We start from the raw sequence: 26,022 nt of genomic DNA, 5'->3' as shown, positions 1-26,022 counted from the left end.
TACCTCAATAAAAAAGAACTACTGCTGCTGCATCTGGGTGTTTACTTCTTCGATAAAGCCCAGAATTTCTTCACGGCCGATTTTTTTCTCAGCTGAGGTCCGGAACATGCGTGGGAGTTCATCCCATGTTTCACGCAATTTACGGGTATAGGCAGCTATGGTTGAGTCTGTCTTTATAGAAGACTGTTTGTCTAATTTAGTAAAAACGATCACAAAAGGTACTCCCAAATTACCAAGGTAATTAATAAAATCAAGGTCTACCTTCATAGGTTCATGGCGGGAGTCAATTAAAACAAAAACGCAGGTCAGGTTTTCACGCTTCTGAAAGTAATAATTAATCATCTTTCGCCAATCCTCCCTGGCACCCTTGCTAACTTTAGCGTAGCCATACCCGGGTAAATCTACCAAATACCAGCTGTCGTTGATCAGGAAGTGGTTAATCAACTGTGTTTTACCAGGCGAAGAAGAAGTTTTAGCTAATCCCTTTTGCTCAGTAAGCATATTTATCAGCGACGACTTCCCCACGTTTGAGCGACCAATAAAAGCATACTCCGGCTTATCAGGCGCGGGGCACAGCTCTACTTTGGTATTACTCATCAAAAACTTTGCCTCTTTAATAATCATGCTTTCTCTGGTTCATTTCCATTGCCTGCCAGCCTGTAGGTATGGAAATACAACCTGCATTACTGGCGTGAATATACTAAAGCATCAAAGTTACGCTTATTTTTCTAAACAAGATTTAGAGTACAGGTGGTCTCTTCAGTAATAGCAACGGGAGCATGGCATATACATTATAAGTTAAGCTATTCTGTGCAATAAATATTTTGGATTGACACGTTGGCAAGTACAAGACCTGACATAGGCCAAGAAGAATTTTCATCTTCAGATATAATTAAATGTATAAGTTTCAATCAAAATATATGCTACATAATATTGCTATAATATTTGCTTTAAATGCGATAAGAGGTAGTTTGGTGTGTGAAAACTTATATTTTTGTATTCGATTATAAAGTTTGTTTTAGGATATGATTAGGTGTTGCGGGTTATAAATCAAATAATTAAGAGTTTATTATATTCTGGTTTTGGTATCTTTACGTCAACTGTTCAATTTATAGTTCCGGATTAGCTGGTTGCAGGGTATTAAAAGTTCTAACAATAGAACTTTTCTCTGCTTGGGTACAGATGAAGCTAATTTTGGAAGCAGATAAACAAATCAACATGAACCAAATGTCCAGATTTTTTTCGGGGGTAATGCTATGGATTTCCTTGTTTCTCCTATTAGCTTTTACAGCATCAGCGCAGGGCGTAAGGGGAAACTTAAGAGCTGCGAACAAATACTTTGAGCAGGAAAACCATAGAGAAGCCATTCCTTATTTTGAGAAGGTGCTGGCAAAGGATCCGGATAATGTAAAAGCCCTCTACAGGGCTGGAATAAGCTACATGGCCTTTGACAAAGAGAAGTCCATTGATTACCTGGACCGTGCGCAGGAGCTTAACCCTAAAGTAGACAGGGAACTACAGTACTGGCTTGGCCGGGTGTACCATATCAACTATCTTTTTGAGGAGGCTATCACTTATTTTCAGGGCTATAAGAAGACACTCTCAAAAAGAGAGGTAGAGCGCCTGGCACATGTAGACCAGTTGATACAGCATGCTGAGAATGCTAAAGCAGAGGTGTCGAACCCGAAAGACGTGTTTGTTAAAAACCTGGGAGGGACGATTAACACAGCATATTCGGAGCATAGCCCCGTTATTTCATCCGATTACAACTACCTGTTGTTTACCTCGCGCGGCGAGAAAGCAACAGGCGGTAAAGAGGCTGTGGATGGGGAGTTTTACGAAGACATTTTTGAGACACGGAGAATTGCAGGGGATAAGTGGGAAACTACAAGAGTTGTTCCCGGTGCCTTGAACAGTGTAGGACATGATGCTTCTATTCAGCTTTTTGATAACGATAGAAAAATGTTGCTGTACAGGGCGAATAAGGACAACAACAGTGATATTATGGTGTCTGAGCGGCAGAAGGATGGCAGTTGGGGTGCTCCCAAAAGTATAAGTGATAAAGTTAACACCCGCGACTTTGAATCAGATGCTTTTATTACTCCCGATGGGAATACACTATACTACTCCACAACCCATTACTCCAAGAAAGGGGACTTGGATATTTATGTAGTAAAGCGTAATAAGGATGGTAGCTGGGAGGATCCCCAAAGTGTTGGAGACATGATCAATACTCCTTTCGATGACGATAGTCCCTTCTTGGCTAAAGACGGCACTTTGTTCTTTTCTTCCAAAGGGCATAATACGATGGGGGGGTATGACATCTTTTCATCTACCTACGATTCTGTAGCCATGCGCTGGAGCACCCCTGTGAATCTTGGAACACCAATAAATACTCCGGATGATGATACTTATTACCGTATCAGCCCGGACGGGAGCTATGCTTACTTATCATCTTACCGCATCGGAGGCTATGGAGAGAAAGATATTTATACTATCAACTACTTCAAAACTGTAGAAGTAAAAGGGCAACTTTATACAAAGGCAGATAGCACTCTGGCACCCGAAGTGGAGCTGGTATTCCGGTCTACAAGGGCCAATCGCCAGCCACTGGAGTACAGGGTTTATACCAGTCCTGACTCTGCTACATATACTGTTCATGTTCTCTCTGGCCGTACCTATGAGGTGGAAGCCCTGAAGGATGGGAAACAGATCGCAGCAATGGAGCTCGAGGTCCCGATGGTGCTAAAAGATTCTGCTATTGTTATGCAAGACCTTCAGCTTCCAGAGTCAGAAATCAGATTTAACATTGTCGCTGCTCCTGATACAGCTGCTATAGCTCAGGGGGCGCAAACTGCCGGTAAGCTTACTCCCGACACATTTGAAATTGAAAACCTGCTCTTTACCACAGATTCCTATGCCTTAAAACCAGAGTCTAAAGAGAAGCTAAATGAGGTGGCGCGTATCCTTAAATTGAAGCCAGAGATGAGGATAAGCATAGAAGGTCACACAGACTCAAAGGCTAGTAGTAGCTACAATACTACTTTAAGCAGAAAGCGAACAAATGCAGCCTATACTTACTTGGTAAAGCAGGGGGTGGCCCCGGAGCAGATGAGCAAGGCCAGTTACGGAAAAAGTAGACCATTGTTACCTAACGATTCTTTAGAAAACAGACGGCAGAACAGACGTGTAGAGATCAAAGTAATAAGGGTGGAAGAAGGGGAGCTTTCTAGAAACAAGGAGGCTACCGCCCCTGAAAACATCAACTAGACAATACCCTCTGCTAAACTAAGGGGTAAAAAAACTGGCCGGGCATATTTGTCCGGCCAGTTTTTTTACATTTCGGAACATATTCTGCGGATTATAGTTTTAGGAACAGTATTTTTGCCTTATTACAATTTTCCTGAAGACCCATGGCGGTAGTACCCTATAAAGACCAGAACGAAAATAAGAAATCACAGGTAGCTACTATGTTCAATAACATAGCAGGCAAGTATGATTTCCTGAATCACTTTTTAAGTGCTGGCATCGATATAATCTGGAGAAAGAAAGCAGTAAGTTTACTGGCTCCTGAAAAACCTAAATATGTGCTGGACATTGCAACTGGAACGGCAGACTTTGCCATCGAAACTTTGCGCCTTAGTCCAGATAAAATTGTGGGAGTAGACATCTCAGAGGGTATGTTAGCCGTAGGACGTGAGAAGCTGTCTAAAAAGGGGCTGACAGATAAGATTGAGCTAAAGTACGGGGACTCAGAGAACCTTCCGTTTGAAGACAATTCATTTGATGCCATAACGGTTGCTTTTGGTGTGCGTAACTTCGAAAACCTGAAAAAAGGTTTGGCAGAGATGAACCGTGTGCTGAAGCCAGGTGGAACAGCTGTTGTACTGGAATTCTCAAAACCGCGCAGCTTCCCCATGAAACAGCTTTACCAATTTTATTTTAAGAATATACTACCAGTGGTAGGTAAACTCGTTTCCAAAGACAACGCTGCTTATACATACCTGCCAGAGTCGGTGCAGGCTTTCCCGGATGGGGAGGATTTTATAAGCATATTTAAGGAAGTTGGATTTAAAAGTACGCAATGGCATTCACTCACATTCGGAATCAGCTCTATTTATATAGGCAAAAAATAAATCTATTTGTAATAGTGCTGGTATTGCTTTTAGGCAGTAATGCAGCAGAAGCACAAAAGAAAATTTCCGGACTAAATAAACCTGGTTATGATGACAAAGTTGTTCATTATGGCTTCTACCTGTCTGTGCCTATTACCAAATATAAAATTGAGCATTCGCAGGAGTATGCCGACCAATTAGCTGCTGACCCAGGTGGAGGTGGTGCCTATGCTGTAAATGCAAAAGTATCTCCAGGGTTCTATACTGGCTTGATACTGGACGTTCGCCTGTTTGAGTACATGAGCGCCCGTTTCGTACCAGGAGTTGGATTTTATGGTCGCACCATAGAGTATTCTAACATTCCTACTGGTGGAGAAGCGCAGGAAGTTGTAAAAACCATTGGGTCTACGGTGATAGAGCTGCCAGTTCTGTTAAAATATAAAGCTAAGCGCCGGGATAACAATGTACGAATGTACTTGATAGGAGGGGTTAAGCCAGGAATAGACCTGGGCAACGCCAGAAGCGGTGATGATGCCGAAAATGAATTGCTGGTGAATAATTTCGATATTGCCATAGAGTATGGTTTCGGTGTAGACATCTTCTATCCTTTCTTTAAGTTTGCCCCTGAGATACGCTTCTCGCATGGCCTGTTAAACCAGCACGTTTCAAACGAGAGTGTTTACAACAGAAGCATTCAGAAGCTGACAAACCATAACGTTTCTTTTATACTTCACTTTGAGTAAATAATGGCTAGAATAGCATTTGTTACGGGTGCCACTTCAGGTATTGGCTGGGCTACGGCTGTTGAGTTAGCTAAAAATGGCTATCATATAATTGCCACAGGTCGTCGTACGGAGCGACTAGAAGAGCTTAAGCAGGAGATTACCAACATGCCGGTTTATACCTTGGCCTTTGATGTGCGGGATAAAGATGCCGTGCAACAGGCGGTAAATTCTCTCCCTGAAGAATGGCAGCAAATAGAAGTATTGATCAACAATGCAGGTAATGCCCATGGTTTGGCTCCCTTTCAGGAAGGTTCTCTGGAGGACTGGGATGCGATGATGGACATCAATGTAAAGGGGCTGCTTTATGTAAGTCATGCTGTATTGCCACTCATGCAAAAGCAAAAGAAAGGGCATATCATAAACATTGGCTCTATTGCCGGCAAAGAAGTATACCCGAACGGCAATGTGTACTGTGCTTCTAAACATGCAGTAGACGCTATTTCCAAAGCCATGCGAATTGACCTAGTACAGGAAGGAATCAAAGTGTCTGAAGTGAATCCCGGGTTGGTTGAAACGGAGTTTTCTGAGGTAAGATTCAAAGGTGATACAGCACGTGCTGCATCCGTGTACAAGGGCTATCAGGCATTGCAGGCACAGGATATTGCAGAGCTGATTAGCTTTATCGTAACCAGGCCTGCTCATGTAAATCTGGCAGAAGTGCTGGTGCTACCAACTGCTCAGGCATCGTCCACTGTTGTAATTAAAGAATAAGTTAATAGTTTCCATTCTTAAAGAACATCAAACCAGATTAGCACAGCAAGCAAAACGAGTAAAAGACCTGCCCCTATCTCTGCAAAGGTTGGCCAGGTTTTACGACCTGTTTTACCTAATACTAAGCCTAACCAAGTATAAGCTACTGAGAATACGGCAATGGTAAGTGCAAGGATAAGTGGGGGTGGTGACTGGGCAGTTCTTAGTCCAAGCCCAAAGCCTGCAGCCAGATTATCAAGGCTTAAACTTAGTTCGAGTAGTATAAGGCCCTGCCAGGTTGTAATTTGTTTCGCAAGCTCTTTCTCGTCTTTGCTGTTTTTAGTAGCTGCATAAAAGGAAAAAGCAGCCAGTACTATAAGAATAAGAGGTGTAATGTAACCCGCTGCTGTTCCTACAACTGTGCTTGCTTTGTTCCCCAGCCACAGGCCTACCAGCGGCATTAGAAACTCGAAGAAACCAAACACCAACATGATTCTAAAACGCAGGTGTGCCTGCCCGAGTGCTCCAAGAGCAAGTGCGGCTGCTAGATTATTGGACCCAATAACTAATCCTAAAAACAGCAGCTGACTTATCATAAAAGAGGTGTTTCAGGATTAATCCAGGTAATAGCGTAAAAGCCAGCCCTCCGCATTAAATACATCTGCACGAGGAGTATTATCTATATCTACTGAAATATATTTGTTTACCTTATAGGAGTTTCTGTAACGGGAGTCCACAATATGCACACGCTTACCCAGGTTGCTGGAATCATTTACTGTATAATATTCGTCTTCTCCAGCTCCTCCCCAAATACTTATTTTTATTTTAGGCTTCACGTCCCCCTTTAATTCAAACTTGTCGTCACCACTCAAACCATATATTTTAACTTCCTTAGTAGTGGCTGCGTTAACGGTGCGCTCGTAAAGCAAGTCTTTTACTTTACCATCTTTTGTGATTTTATAAGCTCTTGCCTGCAACTGATCAGGAGAAACGACATGAATCTCAAAGAGCTCATGTTTATCAGTACCAACCAATTGAACCTCTTTAGAAAGAATAGTAAAATACCGCCGGGCAGCATCTTGTAATTGACCGCGTCTGCTTTTTAGCTTTGCCAGAATCTCAGCTCCTGTTAATTTATAAATGGTATCAGGCATGGCTTTAATTGCCTCTTCCAACACATCATCCGTCAGGGCTTGTTGTACGCTGTCTGCCACCTCAAGCCAATCGCTTAGCTCCAGTTCCGCCAAAATCAATTTATCTAGGTTTCGTCCGCTTTTATTCAGTTTTTCCAGGTTCTTCAGGTCTTTCCTGAAAGTCTGAAAGTGAGGTTTTAGCTGAAGCCGCATAAAAAGCCAGGGAATGGTAGCATCTGCCAGTTTATAGTAGACATTGTCTCTGTCGCGGGGAATGGCTTTGAAGGTGTAGGCACTCTTTTCTTGCTCAAAAGCGGCCCATCGCCAGTTATCTTCATGTCGGCTCCAATCCCCGAGCAGCATGTCTAGTAGTCTGGCGCGAAGGTAATAGCGGGCATCGAAGTGAGAGTCGTTATCTGTGAGCCTTTCTGTAAGAGCCGATCTTGTGCTAACTACTTCGTTAACGTTGCCCATTTTAGGGTTATCCGACTGATCTCCATCTGGACGCCGCTCCAGTAAAGCCAGTGTTCCTCCTATGCTATCCGCATAAGGTCCCAATCTTGGGTCGTGAGGTACGAAAACCAGTTCGGGATCTGTATGATAAATGTCAAGAGCCTCTGCCATTCTAGGTATTGTGAGTGCTGCATAGGGATGCGTGGCGGAAGTGGCATCTCTAACAATATTGGCCAAATAACTCTTTTGCAACCTTTCTGACAGTGCACTGGCAGGCTCCTTATCAACAGAGCGTAATACATACTCAACACCATTGGGATTAACCATACGCATATTTATAGTCTGCCGGCTGCCACCCATCTGCAAAGGTTTAAGGCCCCCTTTCGCTGTGCCAATATCCAGCACCTTAACCTGAACAGGTGTAGACCATGCCTCACGGTAGTGTTTGCCATATAGGAAAGTGTGAAGCCAGCCTCTGTCGTAGTGCTTGCCAGCAGCTATACTTATAGTGCTGTCCGTATAATCTGGTACTTTGATTGATAAGTTTTTAGGTGCTGAAACTTGTTGCACGGAATGGGCATAGCGTTCACTGCAACCACTTACCGTCAAAAGAAGGAGGGTGAGCAAACAATATAAAGAAGTGTTAGCAGAGCATAGTAAACGCAGAGAGCACCTGCATGACAGGTGCTTCCATTCAGAATTTCTATTATTATCCAGCTCCTTAAGGGTGCTTTTCATAGATATGAAGTGTCTTACTAGGTATTTGGACCTGTGGCTATAGCACAAGCTACTAATCAGAAGCCTTCCCGATCAAAAGCGTGTACGCGCACATCATTCGTTCGCTTGTCTTTAGTTGTGGGGCCAGCCTCCAGCTCTGTGCCTCTTTTAGTATCATACACCCATGTCTTTTTACTCCCGCCCTTTACATTTGATTCATCCTTTATCACATCTTCGCCTCTGCCCCCTACAATCTTCAGTTTAATTCCTTTGTTTACCTTTCCGCTTATCTCAAACGTATCATCTTCAGCCAATCCATGTAAAGTAATTAGTTTGGTTTCGGAGCGAAGAAAAACACGGTGGTAAACTACTTTACCGTCAGACTGACGTTTTACAGTTACCTCTGTTCTCTCATCATCCAGGCGCTCTACAATAAATTTATCTTCTTCGTCGGTGCCTATTATCAGTACTTCCTTTGCCAGAATTTCATAGAACTTGTTGGCAGCTTCATCTAATTTGTCTCTGCGGCTCATCAATTTGTGCTTCGTGCTTTCTCCTACCAGCTGGTAAACAGAATCAGGAAACTGCTGAACGGCCGTTGCAATTACACTATCAGTGATAGCGGCTTGTAACTCTTTGGCAATAGAGTCAAACTCTTGTCTGGTGAGTTCTGATAAGGCTCTTTCATCAATGAACTTCGAATTTATCATAAGAGCATAAATGTCATTGAATTCATCATCAAAGGATTCAAATTTTCGTATGCCCCAGTTACGGCTGAAAAGCCATGGAATTATACCATCCTGAAATTCAAAGAAAACATTATCCCGGTCTTTGGGTATAGGCCTGTAAATATGCTCTCCGCCCTTTTCGTATTCTGCCCATTCCCATTGCCCTTCATGCCTGTCCCAGTCGTTCACCATTATGTCAAATAAACGTGCTTTTGCAAATGCTTTCTGATCAATAAAATGATCATCCTCTTCGAAGCGGTTGTTGAGCATGTTTCCAGAACTAACAATGTCGTCGGCTCCACTCACCGGTTCAGGAAAACTGCCATCATCGTCATATTTTTCTTCAATCATAAAAAGCCTGTCACTGAATCTTTCCTGATGCTCACCAAAGCTGGTGTCGTTGGGCCGGACATACACCAGTTCAGGTTTGGAATGAGGTATACCTGCAGCGTTGGCTAAGGGAGGCAGAATAAAAGCACCATAAGGATTTATGGCTGATGTCTGATCCCGAAGAATATTCAATACAAAGGTGCTACGCCATATTTTGGGTAAAACAAGTTTTGGGTCCTTATCTATAGAGCGAAGGGCGTATAAATAACCTTCATCGTCTTTTAAAGTGATACTGGTTGTTTGAAAACCACCGCCTAGTTTTTCAATGGTTAGGCCACCCTTCGTGGAATCCATATCAAAAACGGGCACAGTAACAGGTGCGTTCCAGACAGGCCGGTAATGGTTGCCCCAAAAGGTATTGTGCAGAAATCCGCGCTTGTAATGCTTGCCGGCCTTTACCGTGACACTATCTACGGATTGAGGGGCTTCTTTAAGCTTTTCATATACCTTGGGATCAACAACTGGTGTATCAGCAAAGAAATTTTTGCGGACACAGCCAGTTGATAACGTGATCAGCAAAACGAATACAATTTGCCAGAGGCGTATTTTCATATATAAGCTTTATTCAATTTAATCCGCTCTATCTAACGTAAAAACAGTAGAATGTTTTCAAGTGAATGGGCTGTACAGGCAAGTCAGTACTATTTGTAGTTTAGTAGATGGTCTGAAAAAGTAGGTAAGGAAGAATGCTGGAAAGGAGTAAAATTGTCAGGTAGTGAGTTGAAGAGTTGAGCCTCTGTAGTGTTAGTTTCTTTTTTATGTGCACTGGAGTACAAACTTTCAAAGTGAAGCAGGACGTGTTATAATATTACCTAGGTTATTAGGTGCTTTCAAAGGTAAAAGTCTGGCGCTCCAGTACTAACTATAAGCCCCGTTGCAGGTTGATGAATGGGGAAATATAACCTGTTTGAGTCCATTGCGTTACATCTTATATTGTTGAAAATCAAATTAATATAACTATGGAAGATAATTTACACGATAAAAGGGAGTACAGAGCGGCTCCATATGCAGGTTACAGACCAGTTGCAGGATTAAGTACTATTAAAAGAATTTCATGGGGTGCTGTGTTTGCTGGGCTTGTAGTAGCCTTGGTGTTGCAGCTTACCCTTAGCTTGCTAGGTCTTGGCATCGGTATCGGCTCTATTGATCCGGTTGAGGAACAGAATCCTATGTCTGGTCTGGGAACAGGTACTTTAATCTGGTGGATTGTAAGTATGCTTGTTTCTCTTTTTGCAGGTGGCTGGGTAGCAGGGCGATTGGCAGGTATGCCAACCGGATTCGATAGCATTTTGCATGGTATCCTGACCTGGAGCTTGTTTACACTTCTGACATTTTATTTGTTAACAACGGCGGTAGGTAGAGTGGTAAGCGGAGTTGGAAGTGTTGTAGGAGATACACTTTCTCTTGCCGGGCAAGGAATTGCGGCTGTTGCTCCGCAGGCTGCAGAGGCTGTGCAGTCAAGATTGGAGAGCAGTGGTGTTGACTTTCAGACAATAAAGCAGGAGGCACGACAGATATTGCAACAAACCGGTAAGCCTGAGTTGCAGCCTGAGAATATTGAGCAGGAAGCAAGGCAAGCAGGTAATGCCGTGCAAAATCAGGCAGGCGAGGCCGCTGCAGATCCACAGTCAGCTGGCTCTACATTTGATGAGGTAATGAACAGGTTATACGGGCAGGGCTCTGATATTGCGAGCGCAGCAGACAAGGAGGCCGCCGTAAATGTAGTTATGGCACGCACTGGTAAAAGCAGGGAAGAAGCAACAGAAGTTGTAAATAGCTGGATATCTACCTATGAGCAGGCCAAGACCCAGTTCAAAGAAACACGAGCTCAAATAGGACAGCGTGCACAGCAGATAGGAGGAAGTGTTGCTGATGCTGTGTCGAAAGCCGCTATCTATGCCTTCTTTGGGTTGCTACTTGGTGCTATCGCAGCGGCAGTAGGTGGTAAGGTAGGAGAGCCAAAAGATTTAGTTGTTGCCGGAGATGACGCTGTACGGCACGTTTAAGAGTAGAAATTAAAATACTTCTTTTTGAAGTATGAGATATAATAAAAATGCCTGCCACTTTTCAGCGGCAGGCATTTTTATTATTAGTTGCTTAAAACTAAGCTACTTCTTCTTTATTACGCATGCGGTTACGCTCGTTCTCATCTAAGTAAATCTTGCGCATACGGATGCTTTTAGGAGTTACTTCCAGCAACTCATCTTTCTGGATGTATTCCATGGCTTCTTCCAGAGAGAACTTCTTGGCAGGAGCGATCTTCACGTTGTTATCAGAACCGGAAGCACGCATGTTTGTCAGCTTCTTACCTTTCTGGATGTTAACCGTGATATCGTTCTGGCGGCTGTGCTCACCAATTACCTGGCCCATGTAAACATCTACACCCGGATCAACGAAGAATACACCTCTGTCCTGAAGTTTATCGATTGAGTAAGCCGTTCCCGGACCCTGCTCCATAGAGATGATAGAACCGTTAATACGACCTGGGATGTTGCCTTTGTGCGGCTCGTAAGCCATGAAACGGTGGTTCATGATTGCTTCACCAGCAGTAGCTGTCAGTACGTTGTTACGCAGACCGATCAAGCCACGCGCAGGAATGTTGAACTCCAGGTGCTGCAGGTCTCCCTTAGGCTCCATGATCGTAAGCTCACCTTTACGCTGCGTTACCAGTTCAATTACCTTACCGGCAGTTTCTTCAGGAACGTCAACAACCATGTGCTCAATAGGCTCGCAACGAACACCATCAATTTCTTTATAAATTACCTGCGGCTGACCAACCTGAAGCTCATAGCCTTCACGGCGCATAGTTTCGATCAGTACTGACAAGTGAAGGATACCACGACCGAATACCAAGAAAGTATCTTCACGGTCGGTTTCCTGTACGCGTAGTGCCAGGTTTTTCTCAGTTTCTTTAAACAGACGATCACGAAGGTGACGTGATGTTACGAACTTACCTTCTTTACCGAAGAAAGGAGAGTTGTTGATCGTGAACAACATGTTCATCGTTGGCTCATCTATAGAGATACGCTGCAGTGGCTCAGGGTTCTCCGCATCAGCAATAGTATCACCGATGTCGAAACCATCGATACCAGTTATAGCGCAGATTTCGCCGGCTGATACTTCTGCAACGCTCTTACGGCCAAGGCCTTCAAAAACCTGAAGTTCGGCAATTTTACCTTTTTTGATAGTACCGTCTGCTTTGCAAAGCGCGATAGGCATACCTTCTTTTAAGGTACCACGGTGAACGCGACCAATCGCGATACGGCCCACAAAAGAAGAATAATCAAGAGACGTGATCTGCATCTGCGGCGTACCTTCACGGTGAGGAGCAGGAGGTATCACATCAATGATAGCATCAAGCAACGGCGTAATGTTGTCAGTTGGCTGCATCCAGTCGGTGCTCATCCAACCCTGCTTAGACGAACCATAAAGGGTTGTAAAGTCCAGTTGGTCTTCTGTCGCATCCAGGTTGAACATCAGGTCGAACACCTGCTCGTGCACCTCATCCGGGCGGCAGTTTTCCTTGTCTACTTTGTTTACCACCACAATCGGCTTCAGGCCAAGCTGAATAGCTTTACCTAGTACGAAACGTGTCTGTGGCATGGCTCCTTCAAAAGCATCTACTAATAGTAGTACACCGTCAGCCATTTTAAGAACACGCTCTACCTCACCACCAAAGTCGGCGTGACCAGGGGTGTCGATGATGTTGATCTTAACGTCTTTATAACGAACCGACACGTTCTTAGAAACGATCGTGATGCCACGCTCGCGCTCCAGGTCGTTGTTGTCCAGAATAAGGTCGTCAAACTGCTGGTGCTCTGCGAATAGCTTAGAAGCATGGATGATCTTGTCCACGAGCGTTGTCTTGCCGTGGTCTACGTGTGCGATGATCGCAATATTTCGAATATTTTGCATTGAATTGATTTTTCGAGCCGCAAAAGTACTAAAAAGGGTTCATACTTTCACTAGTTCGCTCGAAATAAACAGGTTATGATAAGATTAATTTATGTAATGCCAGCTTTTTACGGGCTAAGAGTCAAACACCAGCGCATTAAAGTTTGTTTCATAAGTAGTTATGAATTTATAAAAGTTAAAGCCAGACAGGCTGTTACCCCGTAAGTATAAGTATGAAAACGGTACAATTTATATGCATGATAGCGGCGCTGAACTTTTTTGCATGCGCCCAACAAGAAACTTCCAATGATGTTGCAATCTCAACAGCCCTTGCCGGTGATGAGCCCTTGCCAGATTATGTGAAACAGGCACTCAACAGCGAAACACTGCAGGATACGGTCGTCAAGTCTGAAGAGGAGTGGCGCGAGGAACTTACCCAGGAAGAGTTTTATGTACTGCGCGAGGAAGGAACAGAAACACCCTTTAGGAATGAGTACAACAGCAATAAAAAAGAAGGTATTTATTATTGTGCCGCCTGCCATAATCCAATGTTTACCTCTTATACCAAGTTCGAATCCGGCACCGGATGGCCAAGTTTTTATGCACCTATCGCTAAAGAAAGAGTGAAAGAAGTAGAAGACATAACTATGGGCATGGTAAGAACAGAAGTAGAATGCGCGCGCTGCGGCTCTCATATAGGGCATGTTTTTCCGGATGGCCCAGAGCCGACTGGCCTGCGTTACTGCCTTAACTCTGTTGCGCTAGATTTTGAAGCGAAAAAGTAAACATCGTGAGTTAACTCCTTTTCATTTCAGGGTTCTTACAACTAACAATCTTACAAAGCCTGCCGTACTTTAAACTTAAACTTAAAAGATAAAACTATGGCAGAATTACATTCAGAAGCAGAAAATATTGAGAATACCGCACAGTGTATCATTGATGCCTTCAAAGAATTTAGAGTGCGTGGAGGCTCTGTGCTGCACTACCAGCAACTATACCCGTACCTACAGGAGCGTTACCCTCACTACAAAGACGTGCAAAAAGAGGCTGAGCACCACTTAGCTAAGGAAGGATATATCAATCCTGCTCCGGATGGTTTGATGCTGACGCAGGTTGGACATGAAAAGGTATGGGGCAAAAATGAATAGTTATGAGCCATTCCGCTAAGCAGGGATCGGTGCTGAAATAGGCAAACAAGACTCTTCTTCGTATATAAAAATAGGAACTCACCTTTACATGAGTGCAAATTAACTAACGAAGAAGTATGGAAACTTATATAAAATTTACCTTAGGTGTAATAATCTTAGTACTTGTCGGCTGCACTTCACTTTCAGAGGGGCAGGAAAGCTTACCACCAGGACCGGTAGTAGATGAGCGGGTTCGCTTTAGAGGTAATGCACAGGCGGATCTTCGGGAGCGGATGGATCAGGAGGCAAGTGAGATAAATCGTAAGCGAAACATTGAGCAGTTTGACAGGAACAAAGCAGCCATGACGCCTAATGCATTACGACCTTTGCAGTTGCCTTATTCTCCGATAGATTCCACGAGACATAACATTTACTGGCCGATCAGGCCTGTGGTACGGCCCATTCGGGTAAACCAGGAGTAAATAAAAGGCCCCGGACTACTGTTAGTCCGGGGCCTTTTATTTAGAGGAATTGTTACTTCTTTTTTTTCTTCTGATTTACCTCTTCGGCCTCTTCATCTCCTAAGTGTAATTCATCTGGCTCCAGGTCTACATAAACTTCATTCTCTTTGGGTGTCATGGCCGATTCTCTGTCTGCCTCTTTTGGAGCGGGGTTCTTCTGCAATTTTTCATCTTTGCCTTTTTCGCCCAGGCTGTCTCCATCATGCTTGGTGGTTCGGAAGTTATCGTTTTGCTTCATCTCAAAGTATAGATTAGGTGATGTTCTGTCTACGGAAAAAACGGAGAGAAGTCAGGGCTTAAGCCGGTATTTTACCACTTTAGGAGCCGAAGGCGGCGCAATCCGTTCGCTATTCGTATATTTGCTTTTTTAAGACGAAACATGACAAATACACCAAAACGCTATACTGTAACAGCAGCATTACCTTATGCCAATGGCCCGGTTCACATTGGTCACCTGGCCGGGGTTTACCTGCCTGCTGATATTTATGTGCGCTACCTGCGCCTGCAGGGCCGCGACGTGAAGTTTATCTGTGGATCTGATGAGCACGGTGTGCCAATTACTATACGTGCTAAAAAAGAGGGCATCACCCCGCAGCAGGCTGTAGATAAGTATCACGAACTGATCAGGAAGTCTTTCCAGGATTTTGATGTATCGTTTGATGTGTATGACCGCACTTCTTCTGCTATTCACCATGAAACTGCCTCTGATTTCTTCAGGAAACTATACACGGAGGGAAAATTCGTAGAGCAGACCACACAGCAGTACTTCGATGAAAAGGCCCAGCAGTTCCTGGCTGACCGCTACATCATAGGCACTTGTCCTAAATGCGGTAACGACAGCGCCTACGGAGACCAATGCGAAAGCTGCGGTACTTCCCTAAATGCAACCGATCTGATCAACCCAAAGAGTACGTTAAGCGGGGAGCCACCGGTGCTGCGCGAAACAAAGCACTGGTACCTGCCCCTGAATGAGTATGAGCCATGGCTTCGCGAATGGATTGTGGAAGGGCATAAGGGAGACTGGAAGCCGAACGTGTATGGCCAGTGCAAGAGCTGGATAGATCAGGGGCTTCAGCCACGCGCCGTTACCCGCGATTTAGACTGGGGTGTACCGGTACCGGTAGAGGGAGCAGAGGGTAAAGTGCTGTATGTATGGTTCGATGCGCCAATCGGTTACATTTCTGCCACTAAAGCTTTAACTCCAGACTGGGAGAAATACTGGAAAGATGAGGAAACAAAGCTGGTGCACTTTATTGGGAAAGATAATATTGTGTTCCATTGCATCATCTTCCCGAGTATGCTGAAGGCACATGGGGATTATATCCTTCCGGATAACGTGCCGGCAAACGAATTCCTGAACCTGGAGGGTGACAAGATATCCACCTCTCGCAACTGGGCTGTGTGGCTGCATGAGTATCTTCAGGATTTTGAAGGCAAAAGCGATGTTTTGCGCTACGTGCTTTGCGCCAATGCACCGGAAACTAAAGACAATGACTTTACCTGGAAAGATTACCAGGCGCGTAACAATAATGAGCTACTTGCTATTCTGGGTAACTTCATCAACCGTGCGGTGGTGCTAACTCAGAAGTATTACGATGGGGTGGTGCCTGCCACAAACAACCTGCATGACTATGACAAGGAGGTACTGGAGGTGCTTAAAGGAATGCCAATGGTTATCGCTACCTATATCGAGCGCTACCGGTTCAGAGATGCGTTAAGTGAGTTGATGAACCTCGCCCGTCTTGGTAATAAGTACCTGGCAGACACTGAGCCATGGAAGCTGATCAAAACTGATACGGAGCGTGTGAAAACCATCATGAACATAGCGCTGCAGATATCAGGTAGCCTAGCCATCCTGATGGAGCCGTTCCTTCCGGTTTCTGCAGGTAAGCTACGAACCATGCTGAACATGAATCCTGCTATGTGGGCCGATACTGGCTCTGCAGAGATGCTGCCAGCAGGGCATGTAATAGGAAAGCCTGAGCTGTTGTTTGAAAAAGTAGAGGATGCAGATGTAGAGGCGCAGGTACAAAAGCTATTAGATACAAAAAAGGCGAACGAGTTAGCGAATGCTGTTGCTGAACCAGCGAAGGAAAACATCACTTTTGAGGAGTTTTCTAAAATAGATATCCGCATCGGTACTATTCTGGAAGCCGAAAAGGTAGCCAAAACCAAAAAGCTCCTGAAGCTGAAGATCGATACCGGCATTGATCAGCGTACGGTTGTTAGCGGTATTGCTGAGTTCTTTATGCCGGAGGATATAATCGGGCAGCAGGTGAGCATACTTGTGAATCTGGCTCCACGTGAAATCAAAGGCATCACTAGCCAGGGAATGATCCTGATGGCTGAAAATGCAGATGGTTCCCTTGCTTTTGTTCAGCCAAGCAAACAGATCGTAAATGGAGGAGGCGTTTCATAAATATACTTGCTGCAACTCCTGCTGTTAGTCAAAAAATCCTCACAGGTTTAAAAACTGTGAGGATTTTTTATATCTGGCCTGTTTCAGTGAGCGCTTAACCTGCTAACATGCTTCCTCCGGCTGCTAAAACCGGCTGTTGCTTTAGCCTGTCGTGTTCAATTTTGCCTACCACACAATACAATCCCAAGGCAGTGAGCACTGCCAAGACCCCTGTGGCCCACCAAAGGGTGGGAAATCCATAGGCAGCGATAACGGTAGTGCCTAGAAACGGTGCAATCACATGCGCCGCAGCGTATGAAATCGTGTAGAGCCCCATGTATGCCCCACGGGTGCTAACCTCTGACCGCTCGACAGATATTGTTGCCATAAAGGGCATGGCGAGTATCTCGGCAATACTTAGCAGCAGCATGGAAATGTAGAGCACGCTCAGGTGCTGCACCAGGTTGAGAAGTGCGAAAGAGGCGCCAAGCAGCAGGACACCCGCTGCAATAAGTACAGATTTTTTAGCCTTCTCGCCCAGCAGGTAGACAATGATCATCTCCAGAAAAAAAACAATCAAACCATTAAGAGCCATCAGTGCGCCAATGTTGATTTCCGACAGGACGTAGACTTGCCTGTAATAAAGCGGCAACGTAGAGAAAAGCTGGAAGAAAATGGTTGCAAAGCAGCTGCACAGGATAGCAAAGAGTATGAAATAACTGTCTTTGTAGGGAGAACGGGCGGCAGGAGCCGTTGCCTGATCCTCTTTGTTCGGTCGTTTAGGCCGGTGCCCCTGCTGGTTACGGAAGTACAGGAAGAAGAAGATACCCGCTGCAATACAAGTGACCCCATCTGCTATAAACAGCCAGTGGTAAGAGAGAGCTGCGAGAAAACCGCCTATAGCAGGACCTACCGAGAACCCCAGGTTAATAGCCATGCGGTTGAGCGAAAAGGCACGCGTCATATTCTCGGGACGGGCATAGTAGGCAATGGAGGCAGAGTTAGCTGGCCGCAAGGTGTCGTTAACAAGGCTAAGTATAAAGACCCCTACTGCCAAATATTCGAACTGCCTTAAATTAAGGAGTACAAAATACAGTAAGCCACCAAGTGTGAGGGCCACAAACTGCACCCTGAAATGCCCGATTCTGTCTGTTAGCCACCCTCCCAGAAAAGAGCCACAAACGGAGCCCATGCCATAAATACTGAGGATGATACCGGCTTCCTGAAGGCTGTAACCAAGCATATCCGTTACGTAGAGGCTCAGGAAAGGCGTAACCATAGAGCCGCTACGGTTTATCAGCATCACCAATGACATCATCCAGGCAGGCTTGGAGAGGCCGCCAAAAGCGTTGCGGTAGAGGAGGAGTATTCTTTTCATAGTTGGTAGCGTAGGGCAGCAGTAGGCAAATTTAGCCAGTATATTGATAGGTCTAACCGAGAACTTAAAAAAACAAAACATAGCCTCACCAGGTCATCGTTTAGTGAGGCTATGTCTGAGGCAGTTTACTTGGTATTATACTGGTTCATGGTCCGCTCAATGCCAATAGTGCCAAAAGCGATCACTGCATCAGCAGACTTCTCAATAAGTGTTTGCAGTTCTATCTGCTCATCCTCGCTGAATTTATTAAGTACATAATCTACTTGCTTACCCTTATGAAAATTGTCGCCTACGCCAAACCGCAGGCGTGGGTAATTATTGTGCCCAAGGGTCTGCTCGATGTGCTTTAATCCGTTATGGCCACCGGCGCTGCCTTTGGTGCGGATGCGGACTTTTCCAAACGGAAGCGCAATGTCATCTGTAACTACCATCATTTGCTCTACAGGCAGCTTTAAAGAGGTAAGCCAATGCTGCACTGCTTTACCGCTTAGGTTCATATAGGTAGTTGGCTTGACTAGCACAAAAGTGCGGCCTTTGGTTTTGATCTCGGTTACGAAGGAATGGCGGCCTGTGTCAAATTGGGCTTCGTGTTTCTTCGCCAGGTAATCCAGTACCATAAAACCAATATTGTGGCGCGTTTCAGCATATTCAGGGCCAATGTTTCCCAGGCCCACGATCAGGTATTTCATACTTATATCTTCATCAGTAGTGGCAGGGGAGGTGCCCAGCCAATTCTTTATAGCTTTCAGCATTCCAGTAAATTTAAAACAAAAAATCCTGCCCCGCTTTGTAGGCAGGGCAGGATTTGATGTGTTAAAGCAGTGTTTTGATTATTTCTTACCAGCACGAGCTTCTTCCATCTGAGCACTCTTAAGCGCACGTGGAATAGTAACTGTAGCTACCGGAGCAAGTGGATTTGTTAAGATCTCATAGTCACCACCTTTGATCTTGTTAACCTTGATAGACTTACCAAGCTCAAGATCAGAAATGTCAACCTCGATATAATCTGGAAGGTTAGCAGGAAGTGCTTTCACTTTAAGCTTACGAAGCTTAGTTACAAGCTTACCACCAAGCATTACACCTGGAGAGTTACCTACCATTTTAACAGGGATTTCGATTTTAACAGGCTTGTCTTCCTGAAGCTGAAGAAAGTCAACGTGCAGAAGCATTTCGTTTACCGGGTGGAACTGTACATCCTGCATGATCGCTCTGTAGTGCGTGCCTTCAATGTTCAGGTCTACCTCGTATACTTCTGGAGAATAAACTAAGTCTCTGAACAGGATAGCTGGTGCATAGAAATGTACCTGCTCTTCACCGCCATAAAGTACACCTGGTACAAAAGACTCATTGCGCAGATCTTTAGACTGCTGCTTGCCGAGATTTGCTCTTTTAAACCCTATAATCTCTAAAGTTTTCATAAAAATGAATTTGTTAAAAAATGTTTATTGCTACAAAAGTATAGCCTTATTAAATAAATAGTGAACTAATCGATTCGTGTGTAACCACATTGTTGATCGCTCGGGCGAATAGCTCCGAGAAGGAGAGTACTTTGATTTTAGAACACTCCTGTTTTAACGGAATTGTATCCGACACAACAAGTTCTTCTAAAACAGAGCTCTCTATTCGCTCATAAGCCGGACCGGAAAGCACCGGATGTGTTGCAATGGCTCGAACCGATTTTGCCCCCTTGTCTTTCAGCAGCTGCGCTGCCTTTGTGATGGTACCTGCTGTATCCACCATGTCGTCTACCAAAACTACATCCATACCCTCTACATCACCGATCACCTGCATCGAGGCAATCTCATTGGCACGTTTACGATGCTTGTCGCAGACAACCATTTCCGAACCAAAATTTTTGGCGAAAGCCCTTGTTCTAACCACGCCACCTACGTCAGGTGAAGCGAAGATCAAATCAGAGCCCAGGTTCAGACTTCTGAGGTAAGGCACAAAAATGGCAGAACCATCCAGGTGATCTACCGGAATGTCAAAGAAACCCTGAATCTGGCCGGCATGCAGGTCGCAGGTCATTAAGCGGTCGGCTCCACAGGATTGTATGGCATTAGCCAATACCTTAGCTCCTATAGAAACGCGTGGCTTATCTTTCCTGTCCTGGCGGGCATAGCCATAATAAGGCATCACCACAATTACTTTGTGAGCAGAAGCACGCTTGGCGGCATCTACTAACAGCATAAGCTCCATCAGGTTATCAGCTGGTGGAAACGTAGACTGAACAATAAAAACTTCCGCGCCGCGCACCGACTCATTAAAATGCACTCCGATTTCACCATCACTGAAACGCGATATGCTTAAGTCGCCTAGTGTGGTGCCGTAAGCGGCAGCAATTTTCTCGGCTAAGTACCTGGAAGCAGAACCAGAAAATATTTTTACTTGTGGCATAAGGATGCTAAAAGCTAAAGTGTGAGGGTTTAGGTTTAGTTTATTATGCCTGCAAAGCTACCAAAATTCCTGATACTTGACACCATATATTTCTGATATTAAATAACTTATACCTGCTGTATAAGCAAAAAAGAACAACACCCGTTGCGGATGTTGTTCTTTTTAAGTTGTCCGACCAGGGCTCGAACCTGGACTCTTCTGAACCAAAATCAGACGTGTTGCCAGTTACACCATCGGACAATCTTCCTACTAAACTCTGGTGCAAAGGCCCCTTTGTCGTTTGGTGATGCAAAGATAGAGAGACGATTTTAAACTGCAAACAATTGCACTAAATTTTTTTAGATATTTTCTTCTAAAAAATGCTCTGGCGCTTTGTCGTAGTGCTTTTTGCCACTGAAACAGAGTGTAAAAGATGACTGTTTTTATAGCATATAGAGCCTGCTTTTTTGTCTAATAGAGTGAATTTCACGCATTTATTTTTAAATACTTTCTAAAGGGAAGGCTGCTGTTCTTAAGTAACAGGAACAACTACACGGTGCTGTATTCTTTAAAAAGGGAGCATCATTTTCTAAAATTTTATCTGTATCTATAGTGTCCCTTAACTCATTCAATATTCCATACTCCATACTCCATACTCTGGCAGGGCGATGTATAAACCTGCACCTGTTTTATGGTATGCGGACATAACGAGTATATGTGAACTAACTTTTCTCCTTAAATTTTTATGCTTTTATTTTAGCATCCACACTAAAGTATGAAACAGAGGAAAGTTTCATCTCGTGGTAAGGGAACAGGTAATTAGAAGACATCATATTCTATCGAGCTTCCTCAACTATACTATAAGGTCACCTGTCTTGTGGAAAGCACGTGTTGTTTTATTTGCTTTGTTCCCAAGAGCATCTCTTGTTTTGTCAGTAATCCGGCTCCTCCCTTGTTCAAACGGACCAGCAAGCATAAGAACTTATGCTTTAAGAGTACAGCAGGACTATACGTTATAATCTCCGTTTTTATAATGATAAGTATAAGAAGAGAGTTGTGGATAATTAAATTTGTTTTTCTTTGAAACCGGTGACACTTGAAAAGCAATTGTGCGTAAAGGATATGCCAAGACTATAATAATATTATGCCTACCATAATTGCTAATCCTGATATAATTACCACAACTTGTGGCAAGCAACTAGATCTGAGTACCACAGAGTTGGTGATCGAGCGTTCAAACAGCCTGTTTAGCTACAATATTCATAAGCTTAAATCAGGGGAATATGTAATCTGTGAGAAGTTTTTTGCTAATCCCTTTAACAATAGGTATATCCTGCTGAATGATGAGCAGATAGAACTGCTCAAGACGCTTTAAAAGAGCACAATAAGACGGTTTGTTGTTTAAGATGCGGTACCTGCACCTTTACTAAATACCTGCCTGTGCTTGTAAAAAGCAGTGTTACAATAAAGTGGCAAAACTTTTTAAAGGGTTGTATGGATATAAGAGATTTATCCATTAGTTTTGCACCCTGAAATAACTCCGTAACACTAGTTTATCAATATAAATAAGTCAGATGGCAAATATTGGCAGAATTACCCAGGTTATCGGTCCTGTTGTGGACGTTAGCTTTGCGGGTGAGAATACTAAGCTACCAAACATTTTGGATGCCCTTCGAGTGACTAAAGACAATGGCCAGGTAGTAATACTGGAGTGTCAGACGCACCTTGGCGAAGATCGTGTACGTACCATTGCGATGGACTCTACAGAAGGTCTTAGCCGTGGCGTAGAAGTAGTTGACTTGGGTGGTCCTATTCAAATGCCGACAGGCGAAGGCATCAAAGGTCGTCTTTTCAACGTAATTGGCGAAGCCATAGACGGTATTCCTCAGCCTGTGAGCACTGGTGGTTTGCCAATCCACAGATCAGCACCACGTTTCGAGGATCTTGCAACTTCGTCTGAAGTTCTTTACACAGGTATCAAAGTTATCGACCTTATTGAGCCTTATTCCAAAGGTGGTAAGATCGGTTTGTTCGGTGGTGCCGGTGTAGGTAAAACAGTATTGATCCAGGAACTTATCAATAACATTGCGAAAGCACACGGTGGACTTTCTGTATTTGCCGGTGTTGGTGAGCGTACTCGTGAGGGTAACGACTTACTTCGTGAGATGATTGAAGCTGGAATCGTAAGATACGGTGCAGAGTTCCTTGAGTCTCTGGAGCACGGTGGCTGGGATCTTTCTAAAGTAGATTTAGAAGAGCTTAAAGAATCTAAAGCTACCTTCGTTTTCGGTCAGATGAACGAGCCTCCTGGGGCGCGTGCGCGTGTAGCTCTTTCTGGTCTTACTATGGCGGAATACTACCGTGATGGTGAGCCTGGCTCTAGCGATGCTGGTCGTGATATCCTTTTCTTCGTGGATAACATCTTCCGTTTCACACAGGCAGGTTCTGAGGTGTCGGCCCTTCTTGGTCGTATGCCATCTGCGGTGGGTTACCAGCCAACGCTGGCAACTGAAATGGGTGCCATGCAGGAGCGTATTACGTCTACTAAGCGTGGTTCTATTACTTCGGTACAGGCCGTTTACGTACCTGCCGATGACTTAACTGACCCGGCTCCTGCGACAACGTTCGCTCACTTGGATGCTACTACAGTACTTTCACGTAAAATCTCTGAGCTTGGTATTTACCCTGCCGTAGACCCTCTTGACTCTACTTCCCGTATCCTGACGCCAGAGGTTGTTGGTGATGACCACTACAACACTGCACAGCGTGTGAAAGAGATCCTGCAGCGCTACAAAGAACTTCAGGATATCATTGCCATCCTTGGTATGGATGAACTTTCTGATGAGGATAAGTTAGTAGTACACAGAGCACGTCGTGTACAGCGTTTCTTATCTCAGCCTTTCCACGTGGCAGAGCAGTTTACAGGCCTTAAAGGTGTTCTTGTTGATATCAAAGACACTATCAAAGGCTTTAACGAGATCATGGACGGTAAGTATGACCACCTTCCTGAGGCAGCCTTCAACCTTGTAGGTACTATCGAAGACGCTGTTGCTAAAGGTGAGAAAATGCTTGCTGAAGCAAAATAAGTTTGAATTAGTTAAAAGTTAAGGGTTGAAAGTTAAGAGTGGTAGTTCCATATCTGACTTTCTACTCTTAACTCTAAACTCATAACTAATAAAAATGTATTTAGAGATAATCACACCTGATAAAAAGGTTTTTGCCGGTGAGGTAGTATCAGCAAAATTTCCAGGAGCTAAAGGCTCTTTTGAGGTTCTGGACTCGCACGCCCCGCTTATCAGTACCTTGGATAAGGGTCAGATCCGTGTCACTACCAACAAAGGCCAGGAATTCTATACCGTTGACGGTGGTGTGGTAGAAGTACTTAACAACAAGATTATTGTACTTGCAGAGTCAGTAATCGCTTAGTTGATATATAAAAGACTAAAAAAGCGCCTCCTGTTCTTTTGAGCAGGAGGCGCTTTTGTTTTAGAGAGCAAGTTCTTACTTCTTTCGATTAGCTATGGCTGATGTAGGCACACTATCTATTTTTTCAATGGGATAATACTCTATAACATTGATGTTCTCGCCTGCCAGATCCACATAAAAATAATGTAGCTGATCAATCCTGTTAAACTCACCATTCTTATCAATATCTTCGGAGGTAATAATGTATAACCTTTTTTGTACGTCAATTACCTGCCATTCAACAAGCTCTTGTAGATCGGGAGACAGTTTTTTGAAATTGGATCCGTTAATGCTACTTATATACAATGACTCAATGTCTTCGGAGTCTAACTTCCTGTCCTTGTTGCTATCCTTATCAGTAAGGCTGTACAAGAGCAACTGTTTTTGGGTGGAGTCAAAGACAGAACGGAGAAAAGTGAAAGAACGGATCTTGATCTGCCTTTTTGTTAATGAAGTGAAGCTAGCAGAGTCGACGTGCTGAAACTTTAAATTATCAAGGTTTCCTGAAATCTCGTGGCCATTTCTATAAGCAACTGCAACCCCGCTGGTGCCCGAATCATAAGAACTCATGTATACACTGACTCCTCGGTTACCAGCAGAATGTTGTCCGATCGGGTGAATCAGATAAGAAGTACTATCAAAGTGGATTGGTAGACTGGCTACTACTATTGCCGTACTGTCAAATATTATTGGGTCTTCTGCCTCTGTTTGTTGCTGAGCATTGTCATAGACAACCTTTGGCTTAGGTTCAGAGCAGCTCGTGTAAAGAGCAGATAGAATCAAAACTAAAATCTTTCTCATTTTTAAGTTAAAATGGTGCTCGTGCATGAGGTGAGCGAGGCGAAGCTTAGCTCATGTGCTAGGTTAGCGGCTGTTGTTTTCTATAAATTCAGCAAAGTCATCGCATAGCTCCAACCAATGGTCCATGGATTCTCCATTAAGCAAAAGCTCGACATAGCTATGGTTGCTGTTGGGGTATACCTTGTAGGTCAGATTACTCTTCTGTAGGCGAACAAACTCAGATTTTATGTAGTCCGATGCTTCTATAGGCACGGCTTCATCATTACTCCCTATTGTCAGGAAGATAGGAATCTTCAGCTTCAAAAGGTTCTCTATCGGGGGCTGGTTGATAGAGTAGTGCCATTTATAGGTGTCGCCTCTAAAAGTTCCGGTAACAGAACTGGGACTTTTAAACACACTTTCCATGCCTGTAAAGTAAGCATCAAGCTGTGTTTGGGCCTCCTCTGCACTTATTTCCCCGCTGTGCATTTTACGCCTGATGAACAAAATGTCGTTAAACATCTGCGGGGCTCCGTTTCCAGAAGCAAAGCCTAGATGCGTTACTTTTTTGTTGATGACTGCCAAGCGTGCAGCCACATCGCTTCCTTCTGAGTGCCCCATGACAGCGACAACTTGCGCTTTTGGGTAAAGTTTAGCAACCACAAAGTTCAGCACTTTGCTAGCCACCTCGGCCCTGTCTAGTACGTTGTTCCTTTCTTTGAATTTAGCGCTAGCCTCATAGTGGTCTGTGTTGGCGTAATAAGGTACCCCTACCTTCTGGATATAAACAAAGGCATACTCCTTCGGAAAGAGTTTCATTACAGACTTCGGGAAATTATTGAAACAGCACTCCGCACTGTCAGTACTGCTTATCATAGGGGCTGGTTTGGAACCCTGCAGGTACAGAAAAACCTTTGTTTTCTTTAACTTTTCCGGGTTGTAAATATAAAAATTGACAGTATCACCTTTGTCTAAAAGATAATATTCTTCTAGCCCCTGTTTATTCAACTTTTGGCCATGCGATAGAAGCGGAATAAGAAACAGAAGTAGTAGAGCTTTCTTCATTTTTAAA

At 44.1% G+C, this 26,022-nt stretch carries 24 protein-coding genes and 1 tRNA gene; 12 read left to right on the top strand and 13 right to left on the bottom strand.

Going from position 1 to position 26,022, the window contains the following annotated elements; genetic code table 11:
- Positions 1-18 precede the first annotated feature (18 nt).
- Entirely contained in the window at positions 19-624 is a 606-nt protein-coding gene (gene yihA, locus ACFSRY_RS07395; RefSeq protein ID WP_377504729.1) for a ribosome biogenesis GTP-binding protein YihA/YsxC, read from the bottom strand.
- Positions 625-1,182: 558 nt separating this feature from the next.
- On the opposite strand from yihA, the gene ACFSRY_RS07390 reads away from it, so the two are divergent.
- From ACFSRY_RS07390 to ACFSRY_RS07375, 4 genes are all read left to right on the top strand, one after another.
- On the top strand, positions 1,183-3,270 hold the full coding sequence (locus ACFSRY_RS07390) for an OmpA family protein (RefSeq protein ID WP_377504726.1): 2,088 nt from the start codon (positions 1,183-1,185) through the stop codon (positions 3,268-3,270).
- Between the two features lie 143 nt (positions 3,271-3,413).
- On the top strand, positions 3,414-4,136 hold the full coding sequence (gene ubiE / locus ACFSRY_RS07385) for a bifunctional demethylmenaquinone methyltransferase/2-methoxy-6-polyprenyl-1,4-benzoquinol methylase UbiE (RefSeq protein WP_377504723.1): 723 nt from the start codon (positions 3,414-3,416) through the stop codon (positions 4,134-4,136).
- Positions 4,137-4,150: 14 nt separating this feature from the next.
- Positions 4,151-4,858 carry a type IX secretion/gliding motility protein PorT/SprT gene (porT, locus tag ACFSRY_RS07380; protein ID WP_377504720.1) on the top strand — a complete coding sequence of 236 codons (708 nt, stop codon included), beginning with the start codon at positions 4,151-4,153 and terminating at the stop codon, positions 4,856-4,858.
- Positions 4,859-4,861: 3 nt separating this feature from the next.
- Complete coding sequence (locus tag ACFSRY_RS07375) at positions 4,862-5,611, top strand: SDR family NAD(P)-dependent oxidoreductase (protein ID WP_377504717.1); 750 nt, start codon at positions 4,862-4,864, stop codon at positions 5,609-5,611.
- Between the two features lie 17 nt (positions 5,612-5,628).
- Here ACFSRY_RS07375 and ACFSRY_RS07370 read toward each other — a convergent pair whose 3' ends face one another.
- The 3 genes from ACFSRY_RS07370 to ACFSRY_RS07360 all read right to left on the bottom strand — a co-directional run bounded on the left by ACFSRY_RS07370 (position 5,629) and on the right by ACFSRY_RS07360 (position 9,563).
- Positions 5,629-6,186: a manganese efflux pump gene (locus tag ACFSRY_RS07370; RefSeq protein WP_377504715.1), complete on the bottom strand. Its 558-nt coding sequence runs from the start codon at positions 6,184-6,186 to the stop codon at positions 5,629-5,631.
- Between the two features lie 18 nt (positions 6,187-6,204).
- Positions 6,205-7,746 carry a hypothetical protein gene (locus ACFSRY_RS07365; RefSeq protein WP_377504712.1) on the bottom strand — a complete coding sequence of 514 codons (1,542 nt, stop codon included), beginning with the start codon at positions 7,744-7,746 and terminating at the stop codon, positions 6,205-6,207.
- A gap of 224 nt (positions 7,747-7,970) precedes the next feature.
- Positions 7,971-9,563, bottom strand: coding sequence for a hypothetical protein (locus ACFSRY_RS07360; protein WP_377504709.1), 1,593 nt, complete (start codon positions 9,561-9,563; stop codon positions 7,971-7,973).
- Between the two features lie 407 nt (positions 9,564-9,970).
- Between ACFSRY_RS07360 and ACFSRY_RS07355 the strand changes: the two genes are divergently transcribed.
- A complete protein-coding gene (locus tag ACFSRY_RS07355; protein ID WP_377504706.1) occupies positions 9,971-11,017 on the top strand; it encodes a hypothetical protein in 1,047 nt (348 codons plus the stop codon).
- Positions 11,018-11,114: 97 nt separating this feature from the next.
- Here the strand turns inward: ACFSRY_RS07355 and typA are convergent, their stop codons facing one another.
- A complete protein-coding gene (gene typA / locus ACFSRY_RS07350; protein ID WP_377504703.1) occupies positions 11,115-12,926 on the bottom strand; it encodes a translational GTPase TypA in 1,812 nt (603 codons plus the stop codon).
- Positions 12,927-13,138: 212 nt separating this feature from the next.
- On the opposite strand from typA, the gene msrB reads away from it, so the two are divergent.
- From msrB to ACFSRY_RS07335, 3 genes are all read left to right on the top strand, one after another.
- The gene (gene msrB / locus ACFSRY_RS07345; protein WP_377504700.1) at positions 13,139-13,690 is read left to right on the top strand and encodes a peptide-methionine (R)-S-oxide reductase MsrB; all 552 of its coding nucleotides are present in this window, start codon (positions 13,139-13,141) and stop codon (positions 13,688-13,690) included.
- 96 nt (positions 13,691-13,786) lie between these two features.
- Positions 13,787-14,053 carry a hypothetical protein gene (locus ACFSRY_RS07340; RefSeq protein WP_377504697.1) on the top strand — a complete coding sequence of 89 codons (267 nt, stop codon included), beginning with the start codon at positions 13,787-13,789 and terminating at the stop codon, positions 14,051-14,053.
- Positions 14,054-14,169: 116 nt separating this feature from the next.
- Positions 14,170-14,514 carry a hypothetical protein gene (locus tag ACFSRY_RS07335; RefSeq protein WP_377504694.1) on the top strand — a complete coding sequence of 115 codons (345 nt, stop codon included), beginning with the start codon at positions 14,170-14,172 and terminating at the stop codon, positions 14,512-14,514.
- Between the two features lie 52 nt (positions 14,515-14,566).
- Here the strand turns inward: ACFSRY_RS07335 and ACFSRY_RS07330 are convergent, their stop codons facing one another.
- Positions 14,567-14,791 (bottom strand): hypothetical protein, encoded by a 225-nt coding sequence (locus ACFSRY_RS07330; RefSeq protein ID WP_377504691.1) that lies wholly within the window; start codon positions 14,789-14,791, stop codon positions 14,567-14,569.
- 141 nt (positions 14,792-14,932) lie between these two features.
- Between ACFSRY_RS07330 and metG the strand changes: the two genes are divergently transcribed.
- Positions 14,933-16,972 (top strand): methionine--tRNA ligase, encoded by a 2,040-nt coding sequence (gene metG, locus ACFSRY_RS07325; protein WP_377504688.1) that lies wholly within the window; start codon positions 14,933-14,935, stop codon positions 16,970-16,972.
- A gap of 94 nt (positions 16,973-17,066) precedes the next feature.
- On the opposite strand, the gene ACFSRY_RS07320 is transcribed toward metG, so the two are convergent.
- The 5 genes from ACFSRY_RS07320 to ACFSRY_RS07300 form a co-directional block, all read right to left on the bottom strand.
- Complete coding sequence (locus tag ACFSRY_RS07320; RefSeq protein ID WP_377504685.1) at positions 17,067-18,329, bottom strand: MDR family MFS transporter; 1,263 nt, start codon at positions 18,327-18,329, stop codon at positions 17,067-17,069.
- Between the two features lie 125 nt (positions 18,330-18,454).
- The gene (gene pth / locus ACFSRY_RS07315; protein ID WP_377505127.1) at positions 18,455-19,018 is read right to left on the bottom strand and encodes an aminoacyl-tRNA hydrolase; all 564 of its coding nucleotides are present in this window, start codon (positions 19,016-19,018) and stop codon (positions 18,455-18,457) included.
- Positions 19,019-19,159: 141 nt separating this feature from the next.
- Positions 19,160-19,747 carry a 50S ribosomal protein L25/general stress protein Ctc gene (locus ACFSRY_RS07310; protein WP_377504682.1) on the bottom strand — a complete coding sequence of 196 codons (588 nt, stop codon included), beginning with the start codon at positions 19,745-19,747 and terminating at the stop codon, positions 19,160-19,162.
- Positions 19,748-19,796: 49 nt separating this feature from the next.
- Positions 19,797-20,726: a ribose-phosphate pyrophosphokinase gene (locus tag ACFSRY_RS07305; RefSeq protein ID WP_377504679.1), complete on the bottom strand. Its 930-nt coding sequence runs from the start codon at positions 20,724-20,726 to the stop codon at positions 19,797-19,799.
- A gap of 167 nt (positions 20,727-20,893) precedes the next feature.
- Positions 20,894-20,966, bottom strand: a tRNA-Gln gene (locus tag ACFSRY_RS07300).
- An 883-nt stretch (positions 20,967-21,849) separates the two neighbouring features.
- On the opposite strand from ACFSRY_RS07300, the gene ACFSRY_RS07295 reads away from it, so the two are divergent.
- From ACFSRY_RS07295 to atpC, 3 genes are all read left to right on the top strand, one after another.
- Positions 21,850-22,080, top strand: coding sequence for a hypothetical protein (locus ACFSRY_RS07295; protein ID WP_377504675.1), 231 nt, complete (start codon positions 21,850-21,852; stop codon positions 22,078-22,080).
- A 199-nt stretch (positions 22,081-22,279) separates the two neighbouring features.
- A complete protein-coding gene (atpD, locus tag ACFSRY_RS07290) occupies positions 22,280-23,791 on the top strand; it encodes a F0F1 ATP synthase subunit beta (protein ID WP_377504672.1) in 1,512 nt (503 codons plus the stop codon).
- Positions 23,792-23,885: 94 nt separating this feature from the next.
- Positions 23,886-24,131, top strand: coding sequence for an ATP synthase F1 subunit epsilon (atpC, locus tag ACFSRY_RS07285; RefSeq protein WP_377504668.1), 246 nt, complete (start codon positions 23,886-23,888; stop codon positions 24,129-24,131).
- Positions 24,132-24,206: 75 nt separating this feature from the next.
- On the opposite strand, the gene ACFSRY_RS07280 is transcribed toward atpC, so the two are convergent.
- Positions 24,207-24,971 carry a hypothetical protein gene (locus ACFSRY_RS07280; protein WP_377504665.1) on the bottom strand — a complete coding sequence of 255 codons (765 nt, stop codon included), beginning with the start codon at positions 24,969-24,971 and terminating at the stop codon, positions 24,207-24,209.
- A gap of 63 nt (positions 24,972-25,034) precedes the next feature.
- The gene (locus ACFSRY_RS07275; protein WP_377504660.1) at positions 25,035-26,015 is read right to left on the bottom strand and encodes an alpha/beta hydrolase family protein; all 981 of its coding nucleotides are present in this window, start codon (positions 26,013-26,015) and stop codon (positions 25,035-25,037) included.
- Between the last annotated feature and the right edge of the window lie 7 nt (positions 26,016-26,022).

Source organism: Pontibacter locisalis (genome assembly GCF_042684605.1).
GTDB lineage: Bacteria > Bacteroidota > Bacteroidia > Cytophagales > Hymenobacteraceae > Pontibacter > Pontibacter locisalis.
This window is presented reverse-complemented; position numbering and strand designations above follow the sequence as displayed.